Origin of the sequence: Carboxydothermus islandicus (assembly GCF_001950325.1) — a bacterium.
In the GTDB taxonomy this organism is placed as follows: Bacteria; Bacillota; Z-2901; order Carboxydothermales; family Carboxydothermaceae; genus Carboxydothermus; species Carboxydothermus islandicus.
The window spans coordinates 17,172-27,725 of the sequence record NZ_BDJL01000016.1; the positions used below are offsets into that span (position 1 = coordinate 17,172).

Below are 10,554 nucleotides of genomic sequence, written 5' to 3' on the forward strand. Positions count from 1 at the left end.
AAGATTGCAGGATTACCATATACACCCCGGTTACTCAATCGATGCAGCCGAATATCCGCTAAAAGATTACTGCGAAAGAGCTCTTGTCCTAAATCTTAAAGAAATTGCCTTTACAACGCATTTTGAGGCAGAGCCGGAAAGAAGGCACCTGGATTGGTTTGTAAGAGTAAACGGCGAAATACTACCTATGGAAGTTGATGAATGGTTACAGTTTTATTTTGCTGAGGTAGAGAAATTAAAAGAAGAATATAAAGACCGCTTAGCTATAAAAATTGGGTTAGAGGTAGGATATTTTGAAGGAATTGAGGAAATAATTAGCAAATTAAAAGAAAAGTACCCCTTTGACTTTTTAATAGGGTCTATTCATACCTTAGATCATCTTGCTCTTTCCTCAAGAAAAGAAGCATCTCATTTGTTTGTTCGGTATTCGGCGGAAGATATCATTAATAATTATTTTAATCGGCTTGAAAACCTTGTTAAATCCGGGTTATTTGAAGTTATTGGGCATTTGGATTTATTTTTGCGCTACGGGCTTAATTTTTTTGAGCTGGAAAAACTGCTGGTGTTTGATGAAAAAATTCGGGATATTTTCTTTTTAATCAAGCAAAAAGGTCAAATTATTGAACTTAACACCTCAGCACTCAGACGCGGTCATAGTTTCATTCATCCACACCAATTTTATTTGGAAAAATTGCTCCTGGCGGGTATCGATAAATTTGTAATTGGGTCCGATGCCCATACCCTTTTGGAGCTTGGTTATGAAGGACAAAAAGCGTTAGAACTTCTTAAAAAATATAATTTAAAACCGGTTTCGTTGGAAAGAGGTAAATGGGTAATTTGGGAGGACTTTTGATGAGCGGGTTAACTTTGTTTTTAGCTGAGCTATTTAATCAAGGGTTGCTAAGTGTTCCCGTTTTTTTATTAAAAAATTACCGGCATCTAAATTTAACGGAAAAAGAATTGGTATTTTTACTTCAACTGATGAGTTTTAATAATGAAGGAAACTTATTACCCTCGGCTGAGTTTTTAGGCAAAAGCTTAGGAGAGGATTTAGCAGAAATTAAAAAGAATTATCGCGAGTTAATAAAAAAAGGTATTATTTCGGTGAGCAAGAAATTTGATGAAAAATCAGGAAAATATGTAGAAACCATCGATTATACACCCCTTTTAGAAAAATTAACCGATCTTTGGGCTGCCCAGAAAGTTTTAAATGAAGTAAACAATAGGCCTTTAGAGAAAGTTAGCAAAGATTCTGCAGCAAGAGTGGTAGAGGTTTTTAGCAGGGAATTTGGAAGAGGGCTATCACCTATGGAAATTGAACTTATTGATAACTGGTTAAATCACAAAAAATATTCAGAAGAATTAATCTTTGAGGCCTTAAAGAGGGCGGTTATTTTAAATAAAAAAAGCTTTAGGTATATTGATGCTATTCTCTATCGCTGGGAAAGTAATAATATTAAAACTATTGAAGAAGTTAATAACTTTGAAGAGCAAATGAAGAAAAAGAAGGCAGCAAAAACCAGTAAAAATGAAAATAATGATAGGGACGCGAAAAAGAAGGAGTTAATTAAAAAACTTTATTTAAGTTAGGTGATTTAAATGCCAAAGTGTTTAATTTGCCAGGATCGAGGGTTAATTTTAAATGAAAAGGGAGAATATGAAAAATGTCAATGCCTTGGCCAAAAAGATTTAAGTTTAAAGCAAGAAAAAAGCTTTATTCCGCCTTTATACCGGAATATGACATTTGCGGATTTTGATTTAAGCTATTACTCAAAATACCATATCGACCGCGAGAGAAATATTTCCTATTACGAAAGTGCTCAAAGGGCTTTAAAGGCTGCTATAAATTTTGTTAAACTTCTTACCACAAATCAACCGGTAAAAGGATTGTATTTTTCCGGACCGGTGGGGAGTGGGAAAACGCTTTTAGCAGCAATAATTGCCAATGAAGCGCTTAAAGCAGGAAAAGATGTTTTATTTGTAGTTGTACCTGAATACTTGGAAAAAATTAAGCAAAGCTTTGGTGATGAAAACGATGGTTACTTGATTGAAAAAGCGTTATCGACCGAACTACTAATTTTAGATGATTTGGGTGCTCATAATTATACTGACTGGACAAAAAACACTTTGTATCTAATAATAAATCACCGGTTGTACTACCAGTTACCGGTAGTAATAACCACAAATATAAGTCTTGAAGATTTAGAAAATTATTTAGGAGAGAGAACTACTTCGCGCATTTTTGAGCTTTGCCATCACTACTGGCTGCCGGTGGACTTAGATATTCGCCTAAAGAAAACCCGAGGAATGTAGAAAAATAATTAGGGAAAACTATTACTGTTTTAAAAAAACAGCGGGCTGATTGACATGAAGGAATCCCAAAGGCTTGGAGAAATTCTTCGGGTTTTAAGTAAATATGGTCTAACGATCCTGAAAAACAAGTTACAAAAACAAGTTGTATTAACGGACTCTCAAATCTTACAACTTTTCAACGATTTAGGCCCTACGTTCATTAAATTTGGGCAGTTTTTAAGCACGCGCCCTGACCTGGTTGACGAAAGGTTTGTAACAATACTGCGTAATTTGCAGGATAACGTACCAGCGGTTTCCTTTACCGAATGCAAAAAATTTATTGAAGAAACTTTTGCTGCAAATTACTTTGCTAACTTTGAGGAAATTGACCCCCGACCTTTAGCCAGTGCATCAATTGCCCAGGTTTATTTCGGAATTTTAAAAAGTGGGGAAAAGGTTGTTCTTAAAATTAAAAGGCCGCATATCGAAGAAACTATAAAAACCGATTTAGAAGGTATTAAAAAGTATTTACTACCCCAATTAAGAGCTTTAGGATATATTTCCCATTTTGATTTGACAAAGATTTTCAATCTCTTTGAAATCAAACTCAAAGAAGAATTAGATTTTTTAAACGAACTGCAAAACTTACACATATTTCACAGGGCTATTAAAAATTACGAAGACCTTAAAATTCCGAAAGCATTTAAGGAATTATCGGGACGGAATGTTTTGGTAATGGAATACGTGGATGGCAATCTCTTAAAAAATTTTTTGGAGCAAAAGGTATATTATCCAACCTTGGGAGAGAAGTTAATCCATAACTTTTGCCGTCTTTTATTGTGGGAAAGGATATTTCATGCAGACCCACATCCGGGAAATATTATTTTTACCAAAAATAAAAAGCTTTGCTATTTGGATTTGGGGGCCGTTGGTTTTGTAGACCCGAAAACCGTTGAAATCCTGGCCGAACTATTTATTTATTTATGTGAAAAAAATTTAAATGGAATAATTAATTTAATTTATCGTCTGGGACAATACCAGGGAAAAATTGATGAGTTTACGTTTTATCAGGAAATATACAAGTTACTTGAACTCGTTTCGGAAGTAGGTAAGGGAGAGGTCTTGGCTGGAAGGTTGATTCTTGATATTATAAAAATTAGTATCAAGTATGGTATTAATTTGCCGGTTAATCTTATTTATATAGGTAAAGCTGCTTTAACTCTTGAAAGTACTGCTATTTCACTGGGAGCACGTTTTAATTTTTTTGAAATCGCAAAAAAATACAGCGAAGAGGCTTTAATAAAAAATACCCTTAAAACCATGGTACCACCCGATTTATTTTTAAATTTATACCGGCATTTGGAAATTAAGGGAAAATTACCGTTGCTTTTCTTTTCAATTTTAAAAAAGATTGATGAGGGAACCTTCCAGGTAATTTTTCGCCATGCCGGTTTAGAAATTTTCATCAAAGCTTTAGACAGGACTTCAATGAGAATTACTTTCGGTTTAATAATTTCTGCATTACTTATAGCTTCAGGTTTAATTGTGGCGGCCGACGGCCGGCTTTTACAAACATTAGGTACTTCCACCTACTTATTATCTATACTTGCCGCCGGTTATTTAATTTATTTAATTTTTAAGTCGGGAAAATGGCGTTAAAAAGGGGGAGATCTATGAGTTCCGAAGTTTATTTTGTTAATATGCGTGCCCAAAAAGGAGCAAGTTTATTGGAAAAATTAGAACGTTTAATTGACCGGAGTGGATTAATGGATATTGTAGCACCAAATGATTTAGTTGCAATTAAGCTTCATTTTGGCGAACGGGGAAATACCGCTTATATTAGACCTCAATTTATCAGGAGAATAGTTAACAAAGTTAAAGCCAGAAAAGGAAAACCATTTTTGACCGATGCCAATACCTTGTATGTTGGGAGCCGGGCCAATGCCGTCGATCACCTTGAAACTGCAATTGAAAATGGTTTTGACTATGCGGTAGTGGGTGCTCCCTTAATTATTGCCGATGGTCTTACCGGAAAAGATTACATAAAAGTGCCAGTTAATTTAAAACATTTTAAAGAAGTAAATATAGGAAGTGCTGCGGTCTTGGCAGATGCCCTAATTGCTGTAACCCACTTTAAGGGTCACGAAGCTACCGGTTTTGGCGGAACCTTAAAAAACATAGGGATGGGTTTGGGTAGTCGTTCGGGAAAACAGCAAATGCACTCCGATTTGCTGCCGGAGGTTAATGCGGAAATCTGTACCGGCTGCCGAAAATGTGCCCGCTGGTGTCCTGCTCAAGCCATTTCCTATGAAAACGGCAAAGCCGTTATCAACTACGAGCTCTGCATAGGTTGCGGTGAATGTACCGTAACGTGCAATTACCGTGCCATAAAAATTAACTGGAAAGATGAAAATGATGTTATTCAGGAAAAAATTGTTGAATACACCTATGGTGTTTTAAAAGACAAAAAGGGAAAAGCTGCTTTTATTACTTTTTTAACCGATATTTCACCGGATTGCGATTGCTGTAGTTGGAACGATGTTCCGTTGGTGCCGGATATAGGTATTTTAGCTTCCTTTGATCCCATAGCCATTGACCAAGCAGCGGTAGATTTGGTGAATAATGCCGCTTCAATTGAGAACTCTGTAATAGGTAAATTAGCTCCGGGGGTTGATAAGATTAAAGCTAATAATCCTTCAATTAACTGGGAAAAACAGTTGATTTATGGGGAAGCGATAGGTCTTGGTACCCGAAATTATAAGTTAATTGAAGTTAAATAATAATCTTTTTGACAATTACATCTAACTTAACAATTTCAATGCCGGTCTGGCCTTCAAATTCCTTGATAACGTATGGTATAACTTTTTTAATTTGCTGGGGGATATTTGAGCTTTTTTCCACAGCTATTTCTACCGTTGCAGCTAACTGTCCAAAGGAATAAGTTAAATCAATGTTTAATACCTTTTTTACAGGTTTATTTTGGGATAAGAGAAAGGCTAAAATTTTTTCTAACGCTTCTTCCGCAATCGACAATTTACCTAACTCGTTGTAAAACGGTTTAACTATTGTTTTATCGAAAACAGTCTTTACTCTTTTTCCTCTTTTAAAATAAATTTTTACTGGTTCAAAAAATATTGCTGGAAAAGATTTTTTTACTTCAAAGGCAGGAACCGGTATAACATGTTTTCCAAGACGTGAACGATGAAAGCGGGCAATTTTTATTTCATCGGGGGATGCAACGTCATTGATGTAAATAAACCTTTCGGGTTTTTCGAGGGTTAAATTTTCACATATTTTTTCTACCATTTCCTTGGATGTTCCTAAAACTAAAATATTTGCCGATTGGTAGTTTTCCAGGATTTTTTTTGCTATCTCCCGGTGAGAACTATCCTGAAATAAAGCGGTACGAATAGCAGCAATTTTTGATGTTTGCTTTTTTGCCGAAATTCCTCCTAAAATTTTTTGACCTTTAATTATTAAGCCATCGTCGATAATAATTTGACAATTATTTTCAAAAGCAATTAAAGCAGCTCTATGACTTTTTCCTGTACCGCTTGGTCCTACGAAGCCTATTGTGGCCATTTTAGATACTCCTTCCTGATTAAAAATATTTAATTTGGAGGTGTTTTGCAAATGTGGTACATTGAAAAACACAATGAAAATTATCAAGTTGGTTGGAGGGTTTCTGATATATTATATCAGAAAAAAACCCCGTATCAAAACCTGGCAATTGTTGAATTTGCTGAATTTGGTCGAGCTTTAATTTTAGACGATGCGGTTCAAACCACAGTAAAAGATGAATTCGTTTACCACGAAATGTTGGTTCACCCTGCAGCTTTTACCCATAAGTCTCCCCGTCGGGCTCTAATTATTGGGGGCGGTGATGGAGGAACTTTAAGAGAAGTATTAAAACACAAAACCATTGAAAAGGTTGATTTAGTTGAAATAGATGAAGAGGTTGTCAAAGCTTCAAAGGAATTCTTACCATCATTAAGTGAAAGTTTTAATGATCCCCGGGTTGAAGTTATTATAGATGATGGTATCCGTTACGTTAAAAAAATAAAAAATTATTACGACCTGATTTTTGTTGATGCCTCTGACCCTGTGGGGCCTGCTGTTGTTTTGTACAGTGAAGAATTTTACCGTTCCCTCTTTGATGCCTTAACTGCTGACGGAATAGCAGCGGTTCAATCGGAATCTCCCAATTTCTATCCCGATATTTTTGTTAAAATCGTAACTACTTTGCGGGATATTTTTCCCAAGGTAAATGTCGCCTTAGCTCCCGTTCCGTCATATATTAGTGGTTTCTTTGCTTTTACCGTTGCTTCAAAAGTTTATAATCCTAAAGAAATAACTCCCAGCATTACGTTTTCAACTAAGTACTACAATGAAGAAATCCATAAAGCTTGCTTTGCTTTACCAAACTTTATCTTGGATATGCTTAAAATCCGCTAATTTTTAGCGGATTTTTTTCTAAAAAAAGGAGTTTTAGTTTTTAAAACGAATAAATTAAATAATGAGGGAATGAAATGGAAAGCAAAGTATTGGAATTGCTTAAACAGGATAAAATTGTTTTTAAAGCTTCGGAAAAAATTTTATTAAAGCCACTTAATTCCTTAACCCGGGAAGAGCGGCGGAAATATTTTCAAGAAATTGAGCCGGAGCTTAAAGCATTGCGTAAAGAGCTTCAAAATTTATTTAAAGTCAATCCGGCAATACGGGAGAAATATTTAAATGCAGTAGTGTCAGAAGTTCTTGACAATAAAGGGGTTATAAACACTTTAAATTCCACTGTAATTAAAGCATTGGGCTCCTTCGACTTTTACCGTTTATTAAATGCCAAAGCTCGGGAAAAAAACATAAAACTTGTGCTTTTAACTAACAATTATACTTTTATAGTCTGGCTTTTAATATTTTTTGTCTTGTTTTTCTACATTCTTATCACCAGGAGGTAGCAACACTTAAGCCAAACAATGCAGAATAGTGCAATAATACTTACTCAGCAAAGGATAAAGTTTAATTGTACAAAATCGTAAGAGTGGTGAAAACTTTGAAGCAAATCATAACAATACAGGCAAGGTTATTTCCAAAGAAAGAAGAAAAAGAATGTTTAGGCAACCTGATGCGAAACTGGAACTCCTGCAAAAGATATGCTTATAACCGCCTGCTTTAAGGAAAAACCCGAAAAGAACTTAAGAAAGAACTGCAACTAATGTTTAACCTGAATTCCAGATATGTAGACGATGCTATACTTGAAGCCAGCGAAGTTTTGCAAAGCACCAGAGAACTTGGAGAAAACCCTCGTAAAGTTATCTTTGGCGGGAAAGACCTGTTTTTCAAGCTGAAAAGCAAGCATTTAAGTATCAAACAAAGGCAAAAGTACAAAAAAGAATGGTTGGATAAACGCAAAGGAACTCTTTTCTCCAGAGGGGATAAAACCAAGCAGGGGAACTTAAATTTAAGAGTTATCGAAATGAAGGTACTGCGGTAAAGGGGAAAACCCTACCGTACAAACTGTGGCGAGTTTTGCGGGTAGCCCTCCTGACCGGAGCTCTCCTTGACAGGCCATTATATCGAGACCTGTCACCGCTGAAGAGAATACTTGTCAGTGGTATGGGAGAAGGTGGCTGAAAAGCTGCGGTGAGTTCCTGCTTCTTGGGGCAGGGGCTATGGCTGTTCCGAATACCGCCAGTTGGGGCTGGGACAGTCTGAAAGGCGGACAACAAATACCCCAACCTTCTAAACTGATGCAGTTTTGCACAGTTTGGATGACTAAGGGTTAACTTGAGCCCCTTTAAAAACGCTCTCAAAGAATTTATCTTTTATGCAGGAAGGCATCGTATCGCCGAACGTACCGGGGGAAAGCTCTGCGGAGATAAGATTTATCTTAAATACTTAGGACAAAATATTTATTTTGATTTAACCCGCTTTACTTTTAGTTCCCTAAAACTTGATGAGTTTGATAAAACTTTAATAGTTCGGTATTTTTATCAAGCAAGTGGTTTTTCTCCAAAAAATAAGTGGCTTTCCTTTTTAGATTTACCGGAAGGAATGCACCATTACCAGCCATTTGTCTATGAGGCCTTAAAGCCTCTGGCTGAAAAGGCGCTTTTACCCGAAAGATTAAGTTGTTTAGATGCCGTAAAATTAGCTTTTGGTTCTGAGTCTTACCAAATTTACCCATTACCCAGGCTTCCTCTTGCTGTAATTAAATGGGAGAACCAAAAAAGTCAAGTTTTGTTTGACCAGGTTTGCTTATCTTACTTAAAAACCGTTGATCTATACGTTTTAGGCATAAAAACGGTAAACTACTTGACAGGCGGGATATAAAAAATATGTTTGGTTTTTTTAAGCTCCCTAAAACCCTATCCGAAACGGACTTTGGTCTAAAATTCAAAGCCACTTACTGTAGCCTGTGTAAAGAATTAGGCTCGAAATTCGAGGGGTATAAACTATTTAACAATTACGATTTCACCTTTTGGGCACTTTTTATAGATTCTTTTCTTGATGACAATCCAAAGATGGTTAGTTTTTTTTGCCCGTATACTTTAAAAAAGAAGTTTCGTTATAATAAACCGACTTTTGGTGTCGTAAAGGCAGTATATTACACAAAACTTTTTATGCGCTTAAAGTTAATAGATTTTTTGCATGACCTACCAATAAAGCATATTGTTGCCCGGAATTTATTTGACTCCCTTTTACACGAACAACATCTTAGAGAAAAAAATAAATTACAAACATTGGAATACTATGGAGAAATTTCAGGAATTCTTTTGGGTATAATTACGGCAGATACAATGGTCGAATATCATTTTTCTTTAGATAAAATTTTTACTGCTTATAATCTTGCTTATTTTATTGGTCGCTATATTTATTTAATTGATGCCCTTAGCGATTTCAAAAAGGATATAATTTTACGCCGATTTAATGCAGTTTTAGCAGCTTATCCGGATTTGAAAAATAAAAAGTACGGAAAAACTTTTTACGAAATTAATTTCGTCTTGCACCGCCATATGGAAATAATAAAAAAATACCTGCTTGATTTAAATAACAGGTTTGCCCCTGAAATGATAGTTGTCTTACAAAATAGTTACAGCAAAGCTATTGATCTGTTTTTAAAAAACTTATCCCTGAGGGAGGATGAATATGGAAACTTACCTGAATCCTGGCGCATACTTGCCCAAAGACCTTGAACTTTACTGGGAAAAGATCAAGGATAAACCTTTAACGGAACAAATAAAAAAGGTCAAAGCCGATTTGCAAAACGGCCTTAACGGTGAATATTGGTATTTATTAGGAATTTTATACGACCTTGCCGGGGAATTTTCTAAAGCATTTCGGGCTTTTGAAAAAGCAGAACCATTTCTACAAGATAAAGTGTTTACTTATTATCCAAATCATTCCCGCGGCTACCGCAAAGAAGGTCTTTCTTTATGTGATGTTGCTTGTGGTGCCTGTTTGTTAGATACCTGCTGTGAATGCATGGGAGGAGATTTTATTTCGTGCTGTTAAAAAAAGATCTTATAGCAACGTTAATTGCTACTTTAGCTTTTTTAGCAACTTTTTTAGCTGAGTATTTTCACCTTGCTCCAAGGGTAATTGGGGTAAGCGTAGGGTTTTTAGCAATATTTTGCGGGAATTTTTTAGGTAAACGACAGACCATGCTCTACATGTTAATTTTAACGACCTTAGCCGCATTATTTCTTAACCCATTAGCTTTGCTAAAGTATTTATTGGTATATCTTCTTATGCCAATCCTGATCGTTTTTTGGAATAATGGATTTTTTTATAAAGTACTAATACTGTTTATGGGTAGTGGAGGAGTTTTTTTGTATTTGCAAATCTATTTAAAATATTTTAATTTTATTTATTTGCTAAATTATAAAATAAATAGCATTGGTTTTATAATGCCTATTTCAGTGATAGGTGCAACTGTTTATTATTTTATTCTTACTTATGGCTGGGATTATATAAAGAAAAATATTCCAGATAATTTCTTAAATTACTTATGAGTAAATTGCTAAGTTGAGAGAACCGCGCCAAATAAGGTATAAACACAAACCCAAAAATAAAAATACCCCAAAGTAGGGCGAAAAACAGCGGTTTTAAGGAGCAGGAAGAAAAGATAAAGAAAAATTCACACCAAATAAAAAACAAATAACAGGTGAACCTCCTGATGGTAAAATATTAGTAACCAAACCAATAAATAACCAAGGAGGTTACACCTGTTATGGCTATTATACCACAAATCAGCATTTTTGG

12 protein-coding genes and 1 pseudogene are annotated in these 10,554 nt (G+C 35.4%); 12 read left to right on the forward strand and 1 reads right to left on the reverse strand.

Translation table 11 applies throughout. From position 1 onward, the window contains the following. Window positions 1–4 precede the first annotated feature (4 nt). The 5 genes from ciss_RS03340 to ciss_RS03360 are packed head-to-tail and all read left to right on the forward strand — an operon-like array spanning window position 5 to window position 5,072. Window positions 5–853, forward strand: coding sequence for a histidinol-phosphatase (locus ciss_RS03340; RefSeq protein WP_166503976.1), 849 nt, complete (start codon window positions 5–7; stop codon window positions 851–853). After that, entirely contained in the window at window positions 853–1,590 is a 738-nt protein-coding gene (locus ciss_RS03345) for a DnaD domain protein (RefSeq protein WP_075864890.1), read from the forward strand. The genes ciss_RS03340 and ciss_RS03345 overlap by 1 nt, the downstream gene beginning before the upstream one ends. Before the next feature lie 9 nt (window positions 1,591–1,599). Further along, a complete protein-coding gene (locus ciss_RS03350) occupies window positions 1,600–2,313 on the forward strand; it encodes an ATP-binding protein (RefSeq protein WP_075864891.1) in 714 nt (237 codons plus the stop codon). Between the two features lie 54 nt (window positions 2,314–2,367). Further along, the gene (locus ciss_RS03355; RefSeq protein ID WP_075864892.1) at window positions 2,368–3,951 is read left to right on the forward strand and encodes an ABC1 kinase family protein; all 1,584 of its coding nucleotides are present in this window, start codon (window positions 2,368–2,370) and stop codon (window positions 3,949–3,951) included. A gap of 14 nt (window positions 3,952–3,965) precedes the next feature. Continuing rightward, a complete protein-coding gene (locus ciss_RS03360; RefSeq protein WP_075864893.1) occupies window positions 3,966–5,072 on the forward strand; it encodes a DUF362 domain-containing protein in 1,107 nt (368 codons plus the stop codon). Here the strand turns inward: ciss_RS03360 and ciss_RS03365 are convergent. Continuing rightward, window positions 5,065–5,874, reverse strand: coding sequence for a hypothetical protein (locus ciss_RS03365; protein WP_075864894.1), 810 nt, complete (start codon window positions 5,872–5,874; stop codon window positions 5,065–5,067). The genes ciss_RS03360 and ciss_RS03365 overlap by 8 nt on opposite strands. Window positions 5,875–5,925: 51 nt before the next feature. On the opposite strand from ciss_RS03365, the gene speE reads away from it, so the two are divergent. The 7 genes and pseudogenes from speE to ciss_RS03400 all read left to right on the forward strand — a co-directional run bounded on the left by speE (window position 5,926) and on the right by ciss_RS03400 (window position 10,304). Continuing rightward, window positions 5,926–6,747, forward strand: coding sequence for a polyamine aminopropyltransferase (speE, locus tag ciss_RS03370; RefSeq protein WP_077177415.1), 822 nt, complete (start codon window positions 5,926–5,928; stop codon window positions 6,745–6,747). 74 nt (window positions 6,748–6,821) lie between these two features. Further along, window positions 6,822–7,247, forward strand: coding sequence for a hypothetical protein (locus tag ciss_RS03375; RefSeq protein WP_075864896.1), 426 nt, complete (start codon window positions 6,822–6,824; stop codon window positions 7,245–7,247). Window positions 7,248–7,477: 230 nt separating this feature from the next. Further along, window positions 7,478–7,783: pseudogene (locus ciss_RS13515) on the forward strand (SSO2105 N-terminal domain-containing protein); the annotation flags it as partial. 293 nt (window positions 7,784–8,076) lie between these two features. Continuing rightward, a complete protein-coding gene (locus ciss_RS03385) occupies window positions 8,077–8,622 on the forward strand; it encodes a DUF3786 domain-containing protein (RefSeq protein ID WP_075864898.1) in 546 nt (181 codons plus the stop codon). Window positions 8,623–8,627: 5 nt separating this feature from the next. Further along, on the forward strand, window positions 8,628–9,485 hold the full coding sequence (locus ciss_RS03390; protein WP_075864899.1) for a DUF5685 family protein: 858 nt from the start codon (window positions 8,628–8,630) through the stop codon (window positions 9,483–9,485). Further along, complete coding sequence (locus ciss_RS03395) at window positions 9,439–9,804, forward strand: tetratricopeptide repeat protein (RefSeq protein WP_075864900.1); 366 nt, start codon at window positions 9,439–9,441, stop codon at window positions 9,802–9,804. Before ciss_RS03390 ends, ciss_RS03395 begins: the two co-directional genes overlap by 47 nt. Beyond that, window positions 9,795–10,304 (forward strand): hypothetical protein, encoded by a 510-nt coding sequence (locus tag ciss_RS03400; protein ID WP_075864901.1) that lies wholly within the window; start codon window positions 9,795–9,797, stop codon window positions 10,302–10,304. Before ciss_RS03395 ends, ciss_RS03400 begins: the two co-directional genes overlap by 10 nt. Window positions 10,305–10,554: the final 250 nt, after the last annotated feature.

Excerpts from the sequence above, each read along its gene's own strand:
- ciss_RS03345 (WP_075864890.1), top strand. The coding sequence starts at position 853 with ATGAGCGGGTTAACTTTGTTTTTAGCTGAGCTATTTAATCAAGGGTTG.
- ciss_RS03350 (WP_075864891.1), top strand. The coding sequence starts at position 1,600 with ATGCCAAAGTGTTTAATTTGCCAGGATCGAGGGTTAATTTTAAATGAA.
- ciss_RS03355 (WP_075864892.1), top strand. The coding sequence starts at position 2,368 with ATGAAGGAATCCCAAAGGCTTGGAGAAATTCTTCGGGTTTTAAGTAAA.
- ciss_RS03360 (WP_075864893.1), top strand. The coding sequence starts at position 3,966 with ATGAGTTCCGAAGTTTATTTTGTTAATATGCGTGCCCAAAAAGGAGCA.
- ciss_RS03365 (WP_075864894.1), bottom strand. The coding sequence starts at position 5,874 with ATGGCCACAATAGGCTTCGTAGGACCAAGCGGTACAGGAAAAAGTCAT.
- speE (WP_077177415.1), top strand. The coding sequence starts at position 5,926 with ATGTGGTACATTGAAAAACACAATGAAAATTATCAAGTTGGTTGGAGG.
- ciss_RS03375 (WP_075864896.1), top strand. The coding sequence starts at position 6,822 with ATGGAAAGCAAAGTATTGGAATTGCTTAAACAGGATAAAATTGTTTTT.
- ciss_RS03390 (WP_075864899.1), top strand. The coding sequence starts at position 8,628 with ATGTTTGGTTTTTTTAAGCTCCCTAAAACCCTATCCGAAACGGACTTT.
- ciss_RS03395 (WP_075864900.1), top strand. The coding sequence starts at position 9,439 with ATGGAAACTTACCTGAATCCTGGCGCATACTTGCCCAAAGACCTTGAA.